We start from the raw sequence: 16,764 nt of genomic DNA, 5'->3' as shown, positions 1-16,764 counted from the left end.
GCGCCGTCGTTTGAGGCTGCGCTTTTGACTTTCAGGAGCCCAACATGGCCGTTCAGCAAAACAAAAAATCGCCATCCAAGCGTGGCATGCACCGTTCACACAACGCTTTGACCAATCCAGGCATTGCGATTGAGCCAACAACCGGTGAAGTGCATCTGCGTCACCACATCAGTCCAGATGGCTTTTACCGCGGCCGTCGTGTGTTGAAAAACAAATCGGCAGAAGTTTAAATACAACAGGCGCTGAGCCTGCGCCCTTGGGCGTAAGTGCGAGATGAAGAAGTGGCTGTATTCATGTGGCTCTCTTTTGTTTCGTCTGGTGGGTGCTAATAAGTCTGACGCTTTGTCAAACGCTGAAACTACGATAGCTGTGGATTGCATGGGCGGTGACTCAGGGCCTGAAGTCACGGTTCCTGCTTGTCTGAAACTGCTCGATCGCAATCCAAGTCTGCGTATGCTGCTGGTCGGTCGCCAAGAGGCATTGACTGCTGCTGTGCATGAGCGCGCAGAGATTGTGCATGCCGAAGAAGTGGTTGCCATGGATGATCCTGTTGAAGTGGCTATGCGCCACAAAAAACAGTCCTCCATGCGCTTGGCCATTGAAGCGGTGAAAGCGGGGCGTGCGCAGGCAGCCGTTTCTGCTGGAAATACTGGCGCATTGATGGCGATTTCGCGCTATGTGCTCAAAACGATGGACGGTATTGAGCGTCCTGCGATTGCGTACCCTATGCCTAATGTGACGGGTGGCGCGACGACGGTGTTGGACTTGGGCGCGAATGTAGATTGCACAGAGCACCATTTGCTGCAGTTTGCTGTTTTGGGTTCAGCTTTGGATATGGCCCTCAAAGGGCGTGATGCGCCAACTGTCGGGTTGCTGAATATCGGATCTGAAGCTATCAAGGGCAATGAAATGATCAAGCGTGCAGCTGAATTGTTGCGCGAGGCCGGACAAAAGTCTTTGATCAATTATTTTGGCAATGTGGAAGGCAACGACATTTTCAAGGGCACTACGGATATCGTGGTGTGTGATGGATTTGTTGGTAACGTGACTTTGAAGGCGACAGAGGGGTTGGCCTCGATGGTCTCCAAGGTGCTCAAAGAGGAGTTCTCACGTAATGCTTTGACCAAGATGGCTGCTTTGGTCGCTATGCCTGTTCTCAATGCCTTCAAGAACCGTCTCGATCATCGTCGCCACAATGGCGCTGCGCTATTGGGATTGCGTGGTTTGGTTTTTAAGAGCCATGGTTCAGCAGATCAGCTGGCGTTTGAGTGTGCTCTGATCAAAGCCATTGATGCTGCAGAAAACCAATTGCTGCAGAAAATTCAGGCCCGCGTGCAGCAGGCCAGTGTGTTGTTCTGAGAAGCATGATGGCTCCATCGCATAGTTGCTTTTTGGGTGCCGTTATGCGCTCAGTGCAGCATTTGTGTCTGGCCCGCCAATGATTGATAGGTCGCCTTTCTCTATGCAAATCTATTCAAAAATCACAGGCACAGGCAGTTATTTGCCCCCGAAGAAAGTGACCAACCAGGAGTTGGCGGCCCAATTGGCGCAAGACGGGGTGGAGACTTCTGATGAATGGATTGTGGAGCGCACAGGCATTCATGCCCGGCATTTTGCTGAGCGCGATGTGCCTAGTAGTGAGTTGGGCTTGCATGCTGCGCAGCGGGCTTTGGAGGCTGCTGGCAAGCGTGCAGAGGACATTGACCTCATCATTGTTGCGACCTCAACACCAGATATGGTGTTTCCGTCCACGGCGACCATTTTGCAAAATAAGTTAGGCATTCATGGTTGTCCGGCATTTGACGTGCAGGCAGTGTGTAGCGGTTTTATTTATGCTTTGACGGTAGCTGACGCGATGATTCGCGCAGGCACGGCTACAACTGCGTTGGTGGTCGGCGCAGAGGTGTTTAGTCGCATCTTGAATTTCAAAGACCGCACGACTTGCGTGCTTTTCGGCGATGGTGCTGGGGCTGTTGTATTGGAGGCTTCTTCAACTCCAGGTGTGCTCGCTAGCGATATCCATGCGGACGGCCGTTATCGTGAAATTTTGTGTGTGCCCGGCAATGTCTACGGCGGTGAAATCATTGGTGAGCCGCTGTTGCATATGGATGGGCAGGCCGTGTTCAAATTGGCTGTCGGCTTGCTCGATAAAGCGGCCCGCGCTGCTTTGGAGAAGGCGGGTTTGCAATTGGACGATATCGACTGGTTGGTTCCGCATCAAGCCAATATCCGCATCATGCAGAGCACCGCGCGCAAGTTGCACGTACCCAGTGAGCGTGTGGTGGTGACTGTTGGCGAGCACGGTAATACTTCAGCAGCATCGATTCCTTTGGCATTGGATCACGCAGTGCGTAGCGGTCAGATTCAAGCGGGTCAGAGGGTGTTGATGGAAGGTGTTGGCGGTGGTTTCACTTGGGGCGCAGTTGTCGTTCAAATGTGAGGTGTGGTTGGCATTCGGTTGCCATCGTACGTATTGCCTTTTGTTTTAGTCATTTCAGAATAACCATGACCTCATTTGCTTTTGTTTTTCCGGGCCAGGGTTCGCAATCCGTGGGCATGCTCGACGCATGGGGCGATCACCCTGCTGTGCAGAGCGCTTTGCAAGAAGCCTCAGACGCTTTGCATGAGGATGTCGCCAAACTCATCCATGAGGGGCCTAAAGAAGCACTGGCTTTGACGACAAATACCCAACCGGTCATGCTGGTTGCTGCTGTGGCTGCCTGGCGCGCTTGGCTGGCTGAGGGTGGCGCAATGCCGGCGGCTTTAGCAGGGCATTCATTAGGAGAGTATTCAGCACTGGTTGCTGCTGGTGCATTGACGTTAAGTCAGGCAGCGCCTTTGGTGCGGTTGCGCGCTGCAGCAATGCAGGAAGCAGTTCCTGTTGGCGCTGGTGCTATGGCTGCGGTGCTGGCTTTACCTGCAGAGCAAGTGAAGGTTATTTGTGAGAAGGTAACAGAGCAGATGCGTGCTCAGGGCAGGCATGATGTGGCAGAAGCGGTGAACTTCAACGATCCAGGCCAAACCGTGATTGCTGGCACGAAAGAGGGTGTAGAGGCTGCGGCAGCCGAATTGAAGGCTGCAGGTGCTAAGCGTGTGTTGCCTTTGCCGGTGTCTGCACCTTTTCATTCCAGTTTGATGAAACCTGCGGCAGACAAGCTGTTGGCGGCATTGCAGTCCATTGAATTGAAGGCGCCCAACATCCCTGTCATCAACAACATTGATGTTGCGGTTGTTCAGGATGCTGCAGCGATTCGCGATGCGTTGTATCGTCAGGCGTTTGGTCCGGTACGTTGGGTCGAGTGTGTGCTGGCCATGCAGCAGCGTGGCATTACCCATGTGGTCGAGTGTGGCCCAGGTAAAGTGCTGGCCGGAATGACCAAGCGCATCAGCGCTGATCTGGAGGCCGCGTCGATTTTCGACTTGACTACATTACAGGCCACTAAGGAGTTTTTGGCATGAATACAACAACATCCCAAATTGCATTGGTGACTGGGGCATCACGGGGTATTGGCGCAGCGATTGCGAAAGAACTCGTTGCGCAAGGCTACACAGTTATTGGAACGGCCACAACGGAGGCTGGTGCGGAAAAAATTTCTGCTGGCTTGGGCGGCGGCTCCAAAGGGGCTGTGCTGAATGTGAATGAGGCTGGCGCCGGAGAGGCGTTGATTGAGAATATCGTGAAGGAATTTGGTGCCTTACACGTATTGGTCAATAACGCAGGCATTACGCGTGATACCTTAGCGATGCGCATGAAAGATGATGATTGGAATGCTGTTTTGGATACCAATCTCAATGCGGTGTTTCGTGTCAGTCGCGCCGCCATCAAGCCCATGATGAAACAGCGTTATGGCCGCATCATCAGCATCACCAGTGTGGTGGGGGCTATGGGTAATATTGGCCAGGCTAATTACGCTGCTGCTAAGGCTGGCGTGGCTGGCATGACACGCGCTTTGGCGCGTGAGCTGGGCAGTCGCGGTATCACCGTTAATTGCATTGCGCCCGGTTTTATTGCGACCGATATGACCGAGGCTTTGCCCGAAGCGCAACATGCGGCTTTGAAGGCTCAGATTCCTTTAGGCCGTTTGGGTGCTCCTGAGGATATTGCTGCGGCAACTGCCTATTTGGCATCTACTGCGGCTGGGTATGTGACAGGACAAGAATTGCACGTCAACGGAGGCATGTTGATGTAATGTACATTACAGGCTGCACGGTTTTGCCACGACATGACCGATGCCCTGTGTGTAGTGAAAGTGGACCATTTGGCTGCTTTAACCCTATGCCGTATTGCCCGGGCGGCGGGTTTTTCTCACAAATGCTGTGAGAGAGACTAAAATCCCGGGTTCATTGACTACCCTCAGAGGGACCATACATGAGCGATATCGAAGCACGCGTTAAGAAAATCATTGCAGAGCAGCTGGGCGTTGAAGAGTCCCAGGTGACCAATGAAAAGTCATTCGTGACTGATCTGGGCGCGGATTCCCTGGACACCGTGGAACTGGTCATGGCACTGGAAGACGAGTTTGAAATCGAGATTCCAGACGAGGACGCTGAGAAAATCACGACCGTTCAAGCTGCCATTGATTACGCCAATACCCACCACAAGGCTTGATGGTTGCCTGTTTAAGGCAGCAGCTGCGCCTCTTCTTCGGCGCCAGTTCCGATGTGAGCGGCGCTATTTACAATTGAAAGATTGCACCGCATGAGTCGACGCAGAGTCGTTGTCACAGGGCTTGGATGTGTCAGTCCTGTTGGCAATACCGTATCTGAGGCTTGGTCTAATATCTTGGCTGGTAAGTCAGGTATTGGTCCGATCACAAGATTTGATGTTTCTGATTTTTCCGCAAAAATTGCTGGAGAAGTCCGAGATCTTGACATCAGTCCGTATATCAGTGCCAAAGAAGCCCGCTCGATGGATACATTCATCCATTACGGGATTATTGCTGCACACCAAGCGTACGCTGACTCAGGTCTGCCCAGCCGGGACGTCCTGACTGATGAGCTTGCCGAGCGTTGCGGAGTTGTGATTGGCTCGGGTATTGGTGGTTTGCCATTGATTGAAGCCAATCATGGCGAGTTCATGAATCGGGGCGCACGCCGTATTTCCCCTTTCTTTGTGCCTTCAACCATCATTAATTTGGTCGCAGGTCAAGTCTCTATTCGCTTAGGGCTCAAGGGGCCGAATCTGTCTTTGGTGACTGCTTGCACAACTGGCTTGCATAGCATCGGTGAAGGTGCCCGCTTGATTGAGTATGGCGATGCGGATGTCATCGTCGCTGGTGGTGCCGAATCAACCGTTTGCCCATTGGGTGTAGGTGGTTTTGCTGCTATGAAGGCTTTGTCAACGCGCAATGATGACCCTGCTGCTGCTTCACGTCCTTGGGATCGTGATCGCGATGGTTTCGTCCTCGGTGAAGGTGCTGGCGTGATGGTGCTTGAAGAATATGAGCACGCCAAAGCGCGGGGTGCCAAAATTTATGCAGAGGTTGCCGGTTACGGCATGAGTGCTGATGCCAGCCATATCACGGCCCCCAATATTGATGGTCCACGTCGCTCGATGCTCAATGCATTGCGCAACGCAAAAATCAATGCGGATGAAGTGAACTACCTCAACGCGCATGGTACATCTACACCGCTTGGCGATGTGAATGAAAGCAATGCCATTAAAGCAGCGCTCGGCGAGCATGCCAAGAACATGGTGGTTAGCTCCACGAAGTCGATGACAGGACACTTGCTTGGTGGAGCAGGAGGGCTGGAGAGCGTCTTTACCGTGATGGCGTTGTATGACCAGAAAATTCCTCCGACAATCAATTTGCACAATCCAGATCCAGAGTGCGATTTGGATTACTGTGCCAACACGGCACGTGACGCAAAGCTCAATGTCGCAGTGAAGAACAACTTTGGATTCGGCGGCACCAACGGTACGCTGGTATTCAAACGCGTGTGATGCGACGGATCCGTGGAGGGTACATGCGCTCCATGGGTAGACAAGATACTTCTTGTTTAAACCTGCCGTGATGAACGTTGCTCATTCGCGATATGCGCCATTGGCGTTCGATTTCCCCGTCTCACGCAGCGTGAAGGCGGGGATTTTTGTAATTGGCCTTTGCCTTGCTGTGGGCGTAGTTGTTCTGGCCTGGACGAGTCCTATTCTTGCAACTGCTTATTGGCAGCAATGGGTCATTGTGATTGCTGCTTTGGTTATTTGGGGGATCTGTTGTTTAGTTGCGGCGCGCCATTGGCGCTATGCCCCTACAGGTAGTCTTAAGTGGGACGGTTGTGAATGGTTCTGGTGTTCTGAGCAATGGGCTGGGTCTTTTGTAGCACTCAATACTGTCAAGGTGATCTGGGATGCTCAGCATTTTGTGTTGATCCGTGGGGAATGGAGCTCAACGCATGGCTCAAGTTCATTATGGTTGTGGTGCGATCAAAGCATGGCTCCGTCGCGTTGGGGTGAACTACGGCGTGCGTTGATTTGGCGTTGTGAGCAGCCCAACACATAACTGCAGGCATTACATGAACCATTGCTTTAATGGTGAGACAGTTTTGAACTGTTTAGCGTTTAGCGTATCCAACGTCTTTGTGCCTTAGAGCGGGAAAGTGGTCGTGGGGTGCGTCGCATGGTGGTATGTTTTCCATGGGTAACGAGAGCAGGACAACAATCGAACATGCTGTTGATGACAGCGCGCGCAGACTAACTGCAGACAACAACAACGATATTTCGCATGACAGATAAAACACAGGCAAACCGTGACGATCAAAGTGATTTGCTGTTGGTTCAGCGGACTTTGGCCGGCGAGCAGAAGGCTTTTGAGCTGCTGGTTGTTAAATACCAGAGGCGTATTGAGCGCTTGATCGGCAGAATGGTGAGAGACACGGATTTGGTGGAAGACATCGCGCAGGAAACGTTTATTCGGGCTTACCGAGCTTTGCATCAGTTTCGGGGTGATGCGCAGTTTTATACATGGCTGTATCGCATTGCTGTTAACACAGCTAAGAAAACGCTCAGCGATATGAAGCGCAACCCTACGGTGACAGAAAGTGCTTTGCGATCTCGCGACGATGATGATGAAAATTCTGCAGGCTTGATGGAACTAACTTCAGCAGAAACACCCGAAACAGTATTAGCAGCCAAAGAAGTTGCCGAAGCAGTGAACGCCGCGATGGCAGATTTGCCAGAAGACTTGCGGCAAGCGATCACATTGCGAGAAATTGATGGTTTGAGCTATGACGCGATTTCCGAGGCGATGGAATGCCCTATTGGGACGGTTCGCTCTCGTATTTTTCGTGCGCGCGAGGCCATTTCTGCAAGGGTCAAGCCGCTTTTGGAAAATCGTACCGGTAAACGATGGTAAGGCTGGAGATACGACGGTTTTTTTGTCGGAATTGGTAATTGATGACTGGTATTGAGTGACTCCATGTGGTGGAGCCCTCTCAGCAAATTGAGGTTCAGTATGCAGGTGCAGCACACCCCCCCATCTTCCCCCCACGTGAAGAATGTTTTGGCTAACAAGGATATGGACAACAGCAGCTTGGAGTTGCTGCTTTCTGCACTGGCTGATGGCGAATTGTCAGACAGTGAATGCGATCGCCTAATGCAAAGTTTGGAGGCGCAAAACATGTCGAATGCGGTGCCTCATACGTCTTTTCCGGTTTGGGAAACGTACCAGATTATTGGTGAGTGTTTGCGTGCGCCAGGGCAGAACCATGCAGCAGCAGACAGCGCTGCTTTCTTGCATACCTTTCGTCAGCGCTTGGCTGCAGAGCCAGCGGTGAAATCCACTTTGGATGAAGTACAGGCTTTGCAACCAGCTCCTCAGTTGACCTCGGTGACGGTGACTGGGAGTCAGGCAGCCAATGCTTCGATTTTCCGCTGGAAAATGGTCGCAGGTTTTGCCTCTTTGGCTGCTGTTGCAGCCATAGGTTGGAACGGTGTTGCTGGGCTGACAGGTGGTGGAGCAGGCCAAGCCGTGCAATTGGCTTCGAGCAACGACAACCCGAGTGTAGTGGTGCCAGAGGTGGCATCAGCTGTAATGCCAATGCCTTCACCGAATGTGATTGCTGTTGCTAACCGTGCGGCTGCGCCTACTTTTAATCAAGATGCGCAAAACCCAACAGGTATTGTGATTCGAGACCCTAAATTGGACGAGATTCTCAGTCGACAGTATGGCAATACGGTTGCGCTGCAGCCTCCTGCGGCTTTTTTACGCAATGCCAGTGCAAATGGCTCTGTTGCGAATTAACTGTTGAAAGCGCACGCACAAAAAAGCCTGGTGAATGCCAGGCTTTTTTGTGCGTATTCGTTTGCCAACATTCATGTGAAATAAAAAGTATTTATGAAAATATTCATGAATATTGTGGTAATTGCAGGAACAAAAAAAAGAAATTCATTTCTTAATTCTCAATTGCTGAAAAGCGAGAAATGCAAGGTTGATTACCAAAGTGAAGATCCAAGTGTTTGAAGAGGAAGTAGTAATGACGAGCAAACAGTTAGCAACGACTAAGAAAGCGCCATTGCAGGTACGTCAGTTTGTGGCTGCCAGTGCGGCGGCACTGGCACTTGCCGGTGCTGGTGCATTAGCTTTTTATCCGGGCACGAGCCAAGCCCAACTCGGCCAGGTGACGGTTGGGCCTGCCTCCGGTCAGGTTGTTTCTGGCTTGCCTGACTTTACCCAATTGGTAGATCAGGTGGGGCCTTCCGTGGTCAATATTCGTACGACCGAAAAAGTGACAACCCGAAATATGCGTGGCATGCCGGGGATGGACGATGACATGTTGGAATTTTTCCGGCAATTTGGCTTGCCTGTGCCAGGTATGCCTCAGCAGCGGCGTGGTCAGCAACCTGCAGAGCCTCAGTCTCGGACAGTACCAAGCGGGGTGGGGTCAGGCTTTATTTTGAGTTCGGATGGCTATATCTTGACCAACCACCACGTTGTGGCTGGTGCTGAAGATGTCATTGTGACCTTGACGGACCACCGTGAGTTCAATGCCAAAGTGATTGGCTCTGATGAACGTACTGATGTTGCCTTGATCAAAATCGAGGCTAAGAACCTGCCTGCTGTGCGTATTGGCAATGTGGAGCAACTCAAAGTGGGTGAGTGGGTGATGGCCATTGGCTCCCCGTTTGGATTGGACAATTCGGTTACAGCCGGGATTGTCAGTGCCAAGCAACGTGACACGGGTAGCTATCTGCCTTTCATTCAAACCGATGTTGCCGTCAATCCTGGCAACTCCGGTGGCCCGTTGCTGAATATGCGCGGTGAAGTGGTGGGCATTAACAGCCAGATTTATTCGCGCTCAGGTGGTTTCATGGGAATTTCCTTTGCGATCCCGATTGATGATGCGATCAAAGTGAGTGATCAGCTCAAAGACAAGGGCCGTGTCGTGCGTGGTCGTATCGGTGTGCGTATTGGTCCCGTCAATCCAGATGTCGCTGAGTCTTTAGGGTTGGAGCGTCGTAGCAATGGCGCGTTGGTGGCCTCTGTTGAGAAAGATTCTCCTGCGGCCAAGGCTGGTGTGCAGGCTGGAGACATCATCACCGGTTTCAACGGTCGCGCGTTGGACAGCGTATCTGATTTGCCGCGTATGGTAGGCAACGCCAAACCAGGCAGCAAGAATACCCTGCAAGTCTTCCGTCATGGTAAGAGTGTCGATTTGCCTGTGGTCGTTGAGGAGGTGACTGACGATTCTGCCAATGCGGCAGATGCATCCAGTAATCAGGATCAAGGCGCAAGCAAAGAACAGTCCAAAGCGAATGAATTCGGGCTTGCAGTACAAGCTTTGCCGACAGGAGAAGCCAAAACCTTGGGCGTGCGTGGTGGCGTGCGGGTCGTATCGGTAGAAGGTGCCGCAGATCAGGCTGGTATTCAGCCAGGTGATGTGATTTTGGCTGTTGGCCAGCGTGAAGTTCTTGATGTCAATGGCTTTAACGAGGCGATGGGTAAAGCCGATGCGAAGCGTCCGATCAGTGTTTTGGTTCACCGCGATGATTGGGCGCAGTATGTGCTGATCAGGCCAGCAAAATAAGAGCCGTATTGCAGACGGGCAGGGTGTTCTGCCCCTGCATTTTTCTTTTGCTGTTTAAATCGACCGCACTGACTGCAAAGCCAGTGCGTTTTTTTATGCCGTATGGCTGCAGAGCGTGTCGCTCACTTAATCGCGTGTGACGCGCAGCACCTCTTCAGGGCTGGTGATGTGCGATTGCACCAATCGCTCACCGTCATCGCGCATCAGCTGCATGCCATTGGCCTGTGCATGTTCACGAATCAATGCTTCTGAGCCGTTGCTGTGGATATCGGTGCGAATAGCGTCATCGACGACCAGTAGCTCAAAAACGCCAGTGCGACCATGGTAGCCACTTTGATTGCAGTGGCTGCAACCTTGGCCCTGGCAGTGCGCGCAGTATTTGCGTACCAACCGCTGGGCCAGCACGCCAAGCAATGAGGACGACAGCAGAAATGGCTCTACCCCCATGTCCACCAGACGGGTGACTGCGCTAGCCGCATCGTTGGTGTGCAGTGTGGCCAGTACCAAATGTCCGGTGAGGGAAGCCTGAATGGCAATTTGTGCCGTTTCAAAATCACGGATTTCACCAATCATGATGACGTCAGGATCTTGTCGCAAAATGGCCCTGAGCGCGGTGGCAAAGCTCAAGTCAATTTTGCTGTTGACCTGGGTTTGCCCAACACCTGATAGTTCATACTCAATCGGATCCTCCACCGTCATGATGTTTTGCTGGCGTGCATCCAGTCGGTGCAGCGCGGCATACAGCGTAGTGGTTTTGCCCGAGCCAGTTGGCCCAGTGACCAGCAAAATACCGTGTGGTTGGTGGATGAGCTTGTCAAAACGCTGCAAGGTGGCGCCTTGCATGCCTACGGCTTCAAGACTCAAACGCCCTTCGCTTTTATCGAGTAAGCGTAACACTGCGCGCTCACCGTGCGCGCTTGGTAGCGTTGAGACGCGCACATCAATGGCTTTGGTGCCCAGTCGCAGGGCAATGCGGCCATCTTGCGGTAAGCGCTTTTCAGCGATGTCCAGATCGGCCATGATTTTTAGACGCGAAATCAAGGCACTGTGCAACGCCCGATTGGGCTGCACAATTTCACGCAAACTGCCATCAACACGCAAGCGCACGCTGGAATGCCGCTCGTAGGGCTCGATATGGATATCGCTGGCGCCATCGCGTGCGGCTTGCGTGAGCAACGCGTTGAGCATCCGGATAATTGGCGCATCATCGGCAGATTCGAGCAAGTCTTCTACGGCAGGTAACTCCTGCATCATGCGGGTCAAATCAGCCACGCCTTCCACTTCACTGACCACTAATGCAGCATCGGAGTCCCCGCCTGAGTAGGCGGCGCTGATGCGCTGCGCAAGCGCTCCTGTATCGAGGATTTGCGTATCGGTGACCGTGTATTTGCGCAGCACCTCGCTCAAGGCGCTGGCGTGTGGTTGCGGTGCATGCCAAAGGATGAGATGTGCTCCATCGTCTTCCAGCAATAGCTGCGAGGTGCGCGCAAAAGCGTAAGGCAGAGGGTAGTGCAAGGAAGCCATCAGTCGTCGACCCAGCCAGAGAAATCACCAGTGCGCAGTTGTTGAACATCCACGCTTTGACGACTGGATTGTGTCTGGGATGGTGGTGGTGTGCGTGACAGCTCAGTCAACGCTGGGCGGCGTCTTTTGCTGCGCGCTTGGTGTTCAGTGTCCGATAGCGTAGCGGCAGGCAGTACCGGCAGCTGCGGCGCAGAGTTGATGCTGTCGAGCAGCAGGTGTCGGCCAGGTTGAACTACCCCTTGTTCTGAGCGAATCATGTTGTAGCGTTCCATGGCCAAGGCATCGGTGCCAGCGGCATCGTAGACCACCGTAGGGCGCAAGAACACCATGAGATTGACCTTCACACGCCCGCGCTGCTCGCTGCGAAAGGCGTTACCGACCAAGGGAATGTCCCCCAGCAGAGGGACTTTTTGCAGGTCTTGGCTATAACGATCTTCCAGTAGACCCCCGAGCACAATAATGCCGCCATCGTCTACCAGCACATTGGTTTCAATCAGGCGTTTTGAGGTGGTGGGGCCATTGGCGTTGTTGACAGTATTGGCCACGACATCGGAGACTTCCTGTACAACGGCCAGCTTCACCGAGCCATCCTCATTGATCTGAGGTTTGACCCGAAGCGAAATGCCAACGTCTTGCCGCTCAATAGTTTGAAAGGGGTTGACGGAACCGGAAGTGGCATTGTTGTTGGTGTATTGGCCTGTCACAAAGGGTACGTTGGAGCCAATCATGATGCGGGCCTCTTCATTGTCCAGCGTCAAGATATTGGGCGTGGACAGCACATTGGCATCGCCTGTACCTTCGAGAAAACGGGCTAGAAAGCCCAGCACAAAGGTTCCGCCATAGTTGTGCGCCACCCCTAAGTTGATGCCGTTACCCAGCGTGCTGGACGACGGAATCGATGCCCCCGAGGTTCCTGCCAGCGCTGCAGCAATCGCCATATCAATGATGTTGCCACTGCCTTGGTAATTCGTGCCAATGGCTCCGACGTTGGAGCTGCCGCTGTTGCCAAATCCACCTTGCCATTGAATGCCAAATTCGGCAACCTTGTCGGCGCGTACTTCCACCACCATGCTCTCAATCAGTACCTGTGCACGGCGGCTGTCGAGCTTGTCGATGACTGTGCGCAGTTGGCGATACAGTGGGTCGGGTGCGGTGATGATGAGTGAATTGGTGGATGGGTCGGCCTGAATAATGCCGCCTGTGGATACGGCTTGTGCTTGCCCCAATGGGCCGGAGCTGCTTTCTCCCAAACCTGTGCCTGTTGCAAGGCCTGCGCTGGTGTTTGAGGTACTGCCGTCACTGCCAAGGGCGCTGCTGCCCATTGTGCTTGCGCTGGCGCTAGTGGCATTGCCACTGCCCGAGCCAATGTTGCCGGCGGAAATGGCTGCACGCAATGTCTGTGCCATTTGGGTAGCATCCGCATTTTTCAGGAAAACGACGTGGATGTTGCCGTGTTCGGCAGAACTACCCGGAGCAGGCGCCCGGTCCAATTGGGCCACCAAGCTGCGAATTTGGGCTACACGGGCAGGGTTTGCCGCACGCACGATGATGGCATTGCTGCGTATGTCGGCCAAAATGGTGGAACGAAATCCTTGGCCTGTGGCGCCTTGCCCGGCAGCGCCTTGGCTAGCTGCCGCAGCAGGCAGTGCGCTCTCGTTGCCCATCAGACGAGTCAGCAGTGGAACCAATTCATTGGCAATCGCATATTGCAGCGGGATGACTTCGACATCGCTGGCTTCTGACACATCCAAGGCGGCAATGATTTTGGCAATGCGAGCGAGGTTGTCGGCGTAGTCGGTAATCACCAGCGCGTTGGTGCCGGGGTTGACGTTGATGGTGTTGTTCGGACTGATCAGTGGGCGCAGTGTGGGAATCAGGTTGGCCGCATTTTCGTAATTCAAACGGAAAATCTGCGTCACGATCTGGCCGCCTTTGGGGCCGCTGGCACGGAAGGCGCCTTCTGAGACATGCACGCTGCCGCTTTGCAGCTTCGCATCTGCTTCGGGCACTACTTTGTATAGACCCGCAGCTTCTACCATTGTGAAGCCTTGCATGCGCAAGGCCACCAAAAATTGGTCGAACGCGCTTTGTGGGGATACAGGGCCTTCGGTGACCAGATTGATGGTTCCACGTACGCGCGGATCAACCACGACATTGCGCCCGGTGATGGTGGCCATGGTCCGCGCTACGGCTTCAATTTCCGCGTTCTCAAAATTCAGCGTGATCGGCTCGCCCCTGCGAACGCTCGGGGTATTGGCGTTGCTGCTGGCCGTTTGTGCAAAAGCCGTGCTGTGGTTATCTAGCAGCAGGCAGGCGGCCAATGCTGTTGCGGCCATGGCGGGGCGCCAAAGATCCGTGACTCTCCATAGCAATGCCGCGGGACGCTTGCGGGCGTGCAAAACGGTCGTTGGCATGGGGTGGTTCAAATCTGAGAAAGACATGCAAGCAATCAAGAAGAAAGAGTCACGAATTTAAAAACTCAAGATAGCCCGGTCACCTTGGCGGCGGCCCAGCAGACTGAGTAGGTTCGATAACGCAGGTAAATGTTCCGGTGCGGCTGAGGCTTCGCCTGTAAAACGCAAATGTTGCCCTTGCCATTGACCTTGTCCACTCAGTTGCAAGGGACCTTGGTCGGTGAGTAGTTTCAGCTCGACGGTGTCGCCGCCCTGCATGATAAGGCGATAGCTGCCCATGGGGCGAATGGTGGTGAGACGCGAACTCGCGTGGTGTAAGGCTGCTTCAATGGTGCCCTGCATCAGCGTACGTCCCTGTACCCATTGCAGGTGGTATTGGTCGAATTTCAGCATCAGCTCACCATCGAGCTGCAAGGTATTCCATGGTGCCCCCAAACCCTGCAATACGCTGGACGGCCAAAGGCTTTGGTGCTGGTTGACCGTGATGTCTACACGTTGCCAGCCACCACGGATGTGTACTTGGGCGGCGTTGCTGGCGCAGCAATCAGGCTGCAGGCCAACATCTACCCCCAGCCATGCTGGCCGAATACGCCAGTGCATGCGGCCAGGCAGTGCCATTTGGTCGCGACTGTTCGTGCCACCTGTGAGGTTCACGAGTGCTGAGCCCGTCCAGATGGAGCCTTGTGTGGCTTGCAACTGAATACGCCCTTGGCTTGCATAAGTCAAACCTGCTGCCAGCCACTGTGCAGGGGCAAACCATAGCGTAGCGGCAAGCAAACCCACCAATGCACCGAGCAAGGCCCAGCGACCCATATGGGGGCGGCTAGTGCTGCCTTGGCGGCGGGATGCAGCGGGCCTTGATGCGGCGACGGGGAATCTGCGCATGGGCTTAACGTGGCATGTCGATCGGCAAGGCCAGCACAACGTGCCCACTCCAGCGGGTGGCATCGGCCGTGTCTGTGGTGGAGGCGGAGGCACGATTGAGCTGTACCTGCGCAGCTTGCGCGCGCGTGCTTTCGCGCACTTGTTGTAGCCACTGCAGCAACTGCGCGGCAGGTACGTTTTGGAAACGTACCGTGACGCGATCGCCCGTCAGCGGAGTCGAGCTGGTGCTGCCAAGCAGACGCTGGGCGCTGGAGTGGATGGCGTTGACCATGCCAGTTGTGGATTGGTTGCCGCCTGAAGTACTGCTGTCCAAGTGCGTTTGCATTTGCAAAGCGTATTGGCGCATCGCCTGCATTTGCTGCACTTGGCGCTCAATCGTCTGGCGGTTGCTGGTGTAGCTGGTATAGGTTTTCCAGGCGGGGGCAATGGCGATAAGCCACAGCAGGGCAAAACCCACAACGGTGGTAGCCAGCGCGACCAAGGTACGTTCGCGTGCCTGCAAGTGGCTCCATTTGGCGTTAAGGGTATGCAAAGCGGTTTGCCAAGCAGAAGCGGGGGCGTTGGAAGGGGGTGCGTTCATAGTGAATGGGAGGGGGCTATGCGCACATCAAGGCACGAGATGGGGGGTGGCGGGCTCAAGCTGCAAGGCGCCATCGACCCATTGGGAGAGGATACCTTGCTCCTGCAAGGTGCTTTGCCACTGCTGCGTGGCCGCTTGGTCTTGCGGCAGGCCCAGCAAACTTAAGCGGCCGTTGTCATAGCGGATTTCAGTGGGCGCCAAGCTGCTGGGTAGCTGTGTGCCTATTTGCGCTGCCAGCACCTCAAATGATGCAGGGGTGGGGCTGCCGCTTTCTTTTTGCAGCCGCTGCAGTTGTTGGCGCATTTGCAGCGGCGCATCAACGACCACGGGAACCTTGGGGAATGTTGTGGTGAAAATATCTTGAATTTGCGCGCGCTGGTTGGCCAAGTCGCGCTGAGCCTGCCACGCCCAAGCGTTCAGGCCGATGATGTTGAAGCCAATCAAACCGGCAAGCCCCCAACGTAACCAGCGCCACTGCGGCGCTTTCAACAATGCTTGCAGGCCAGTGCTGACACCTTGGGCCAGTTTGTCACGTCCGGAATTGGCAAACTGAAACTGGGCCATGTTCCAGGCGCTTTGGCCAGCCAGCAGCAGGCGTTGGCCAACTGGCAACAACTGGGCAGCGCGGCCAAGTCGGTGTTGGACTATTTGGTAAACCGCTGGTTCAGCAAGAATGGGGGTGTTTGAAGGGGATGCAGCAACCACTTCTAATGAGGCCGCAGCCGCCGTGAGTGGTAGTGCCAGCATTGAGGTGCCAGTTTCCGTATCCGGCGCATTGGCTCCTGCCACGACCAGCCAGGGCGATTCTTCTGTGCCCAGTGCATACAGCGTTGTGCTGCTGGTGGTATCCGGTGCGAAAGCCGGAACAATGCGCTGCACGGCAATGCCTTGGCCGGCCAAAGTCTGTAGCCAGTGCTGCAGGTAGTCCTGCTTGCAAGCCGCGACCCAGCAGGCTTGGCCTGCTGCTGCGTCAGGGGCAAGCGCCAAGTGCAGCTCAGCAGGGTCTTCCAGTAGTTGGTCTTCCAATAAACCTTGCAAGACGGCACGCACTTTCGGGCGGTCTTTCAACGAGATGGAAGGCAAGGTGACGCGGTGCCAAGAAACCGCCTGCACGGGCAATACCAAGGAGACGACAGTGCCTTTATCCGGCTTGGGAATGAGTGCTGCTGCTGCCGTGCCGCTATGGCTGACGGTATGGCCGTCTACGCTTTGAGCAAAAACCAAAGGACTGTTGGTATCGGCTAGGCGGGAGGGGGCTTCGATGAATAAGAAGGGCATGTGCGTTTTAGGGTTGGCCCACTATTGTAGAAGCTCCCATCCGAGGTTCTTGGTGAAGTG

General features: G+C 54.2%; 15 protein-coding genes. 10 read left to right on the top strand and 5 right to left on the bottom strand.

Annotated elements, in window-relative coordinates; translation table 11 throughout:
- Positions 1-44: 44 nt before the first annotated feature.
- From rpmF to E9531_RS06180, 10 genes are all read left to right on the top strand, one after another.
- Entirely contained in the window at positions 45-230 is a 186-nt protein-coding gene (rpmF, locus tag E9531_RS06225; RefSeq protein WP_136572877.1) for a 50S ribosomal protein L32, read from the top strand.
- Between the two features lie 112 nt (positions 231-342).
- Positions 343-1,359, top strand: a complete 1,017-nt coding sequence (plsX, locus tag E9531_RS06220; RefSeq protein ID WP_280177176.1) for a phosphate acyltransferase PlsX — start codon at positions 343-345, stop codon at positions 1,357-1,359.
- Positions 1,360-1,462: 103 nt separating this feature from the next.
- Entirely contained in the window at positions 1,463-2,440 is a 978-nt protein-coding gene (locus E9531_RS06215; protein ID WP_136572875.1) for a beta-ketoacyl-ACP synthase III, read from the top strand.
- Between the two features lie 65 nt (positions 2,441-2,505).
- Positions 2,506-3,459, top strand: a complete 954-nt coding sequence (gene fabD / locus E9531_RS06210) for an ACP S-malonyltransferase (protein WP_136572874.1) — start codon at positions 2,506-2,508, stop codon at positions 3,457-3,459.
- Entirely contained in the window at positions 3,456-4,190 is a 735-nt protein-coding gene (gene fabG / locus E9531_RS06205; RefSeq protein WP_136572873.1) for a 3-oxoacyl-ACP reductase FabG, read from the top strand. The genes fabD and fabG overlap by 4 nt, the downstream gene beginning before the upstream one ends.
- Positions 4,191-4,369: 179 nt before the next feature.
- Entirely contained in the window at positions 4,370-4,609 is a 240-nt protein-coding gene (gene acpP / locus E9531_RS06200; RefSeq protein ID WP_046742009.1) for an acyl carrier protein, read from the top strand.
- Between the two features lie 90 nt (positions 4,610-4,699).
- Positions 4,700-5,944, top strand: coding sequence for a beta-ketoacyl-ACP synthase II (fabF, locus tag E9531_RS06195; protein WP_136572872.1), 1,245 nt, complete (start codon positions 4,700-4,702; stop codon positions 5,942-5,944).
- A gap of 778 nt (positions 5,945-6,722) precedes the next feature.
- Complete coding sequence (gene rpoE, locus E9531_RS06190; RefSeq protein ID WP_136572871.1) at positions 6,723-7,352, top strand: RNA polymerase sigma factor RpoE; 630 nt, start codon at positions 6,723-6,725, stop codon at positions 7,350-7,352.
- A gap of 63 nt (positions 7,353-7,415) precedes the next feature.
- Positions 7,416-8,240, top strand: coding sequence for an RseA family anti-sigma factor (locus E9531_RS06185; protein WP_136572870.1), 825 nt, complete (start codon positions 7,416-7,418; stop codon positions 8,238-8,240).
- Between the two features lie 232 nt (positions 8,241-8,472).
- Complete coding sequence (locus E9531_RS06180) at positions 8,473-10,023, top strand: DegQ family serine endoprotease (RefSeq protein WP_136572869.1); 1,551 nt, start codon at positions 8,473-8,475, stop codon at positions 10,021-10,023.
- A 126-nt stretch (positions 10,024-10,149) separates the two neighbouring features.
- Here the strand turns inward: E9531_RS06180 and E9531_RS06175 are convergent, their stop codons facing one another.
- From E9531_RS06175 to gspL, 5 genes are all read right to left on the bottom strand, one after another.
- Entirely contained in the window at positions 10,150-11,538 is a 1,389-nt protein-coding gene (locus E9531_RS06175) for a GspE/PulE family protein (protein ID WP_136572923.1), read from the bottom strand.
- Positions 11,539-11,546: 8 nt separating this feature from the next.
- On the bottom strand, positions 11,547-13,883 hold the full coding sequence (gene gspD, locus E9531_RS06170; RefSeq protein WP_136572922.1) for a type II secretion system secretin GspD: 2,337 nt from the start codon (positions 13,881-13,883) through the stop codon (positions 11,547-11,549).
- 135 nt (positions 13,884-14,018) lie between these two features.
- A complete protein-coding gene (gspN, locus tag E9531_RS06165) occupies positions 14,019-14,846 on the bottom strand; it encodes a type II secretion system protein N (protein ID WP_244610007.1) in 828 nt (275 codons plus the stop codon).
- A 4-nt stretch (positions 14,847-14,850) separates the two neighbouring features.
- Complete coding sequence (gene gspM / locus E9531_RS06160) at positions 14,851-15,426, bottom strand: type II secretion system protein GspM (protein ID WP_136572868.1); 576 nt, start codon at positions 15,424-15,426, stop codon at positions 14,851-14,853.
- A gap of 27 nt (positions 15,427-15,453) precedes the next feature.
- Complete coding sequence (gene gspL, locus E9531_RS06155) at positions 15,454-16,704, bottom strand: type II secretion system protein GspL (RefSeq protein WP_136572867.1); 1,251 nt, start codon at positions 16,702-16,704, stop codon at positions 15,454-15,456.
- Positions 16,705-16,764: the final 60 nt, after the last annotated feature.

Origin of the sequence: Lampropedia puyangensis, assembly GCF_004833285.1 — a bacterium.
Lineage (GTDB): Bacteria > Pseudomonadota > Gammaproteobacteria > Burkholderiales > Burkholderiaceae_C > Lampropedia > Lampropedia puyangensis.
Note: the sequence above shows the minus strand (reverse complement) of the source record. Positions and strands in the feature narration are given on the sequence as shown.

Coding starts and splice junctions, on each gene's coding strand:
- gspD (WP_136572922.1), bottom strand. CDS start 13,883: ATGGCCGCAACAGCATTGGCCGCCTGCCTGCTGCTAGATAACCACAGC.
- acpP (WP_046742009.1), top strand. CDS start 4,370: ATGAGCGATATCGAAGCACGCGTTAAGAAAATCATTGCAGAGCAGCTG.
- gspL (WP_136572867.1), bottom strand. CDS start 16,704: ATGCCCTTCTTATTCATCGAAGCCCCCTCCCGCCTAGCCGATACCAAC.
- E9531_RS06185 (WP_136572870.1), top strand. CDS start 7,416: ATGTGGTGGAGCCCTCTCAGCAAATTGAGGTTCAGTATGCAGGTGCAG.
- rpoE (WP_136572871.1), top strand. CDS start 6,723: ATGACAGATAAAACACAGGCAAACCGTGACGATCAAAGTGATTTGCTG.
- gspM (WP_136572868.1), bottom strand. CDS start 15,426: ATGAACGCACCCCCTTCCAACGCCCCCGCTTCTGCTTGGCAAACCGCT.
- gspN (WP_244610007.1), bottom strand. CDS start 14,846: ATGCGCAGATTCCCCGTCGCCGCATCAAGGCCCGCTGCATCCCGCCGC.
- E9531_RS06180 (WP_136572869.1), top strand. CDS start 8,473: ATGACGAGCAAACAGTTAGCAACGACTAAGAAAGCGCCATTGCAGGTA.
- fabD (WP_136572874.1), top strand. CDS start 2,506: ATGACCTCATTTGCTTTTGTTTTTCCGGGCCAGGGTTCGCAATCCGTG.
- E9531_RS06215 (WP_136572875.1), top strand. CDS start 1,463: ATGCAAATCTATTCAAAAATCACAGGCACAGGCAGTTATTTGCCCCCG.
- fabF (WP_136572872.1), top strand. CDS start 4,700: ATGAGTCGACGCAGAGTCGTTGTCACAGGGCTTGGATGTGTCAGTCCT.
- rpmF (WP_136572877.1), top strand. CDS start 45: ATGGCCGTTCAGCAAAACAAAAAATCGCCATCCAAGCGTGGCATGCAC.
- fabG (WP_136572873.1), top strand. CDS start 3,456: ATGAATACAACAACATCCCAAATTGCATTGGTGACTGGGGCATCACGG.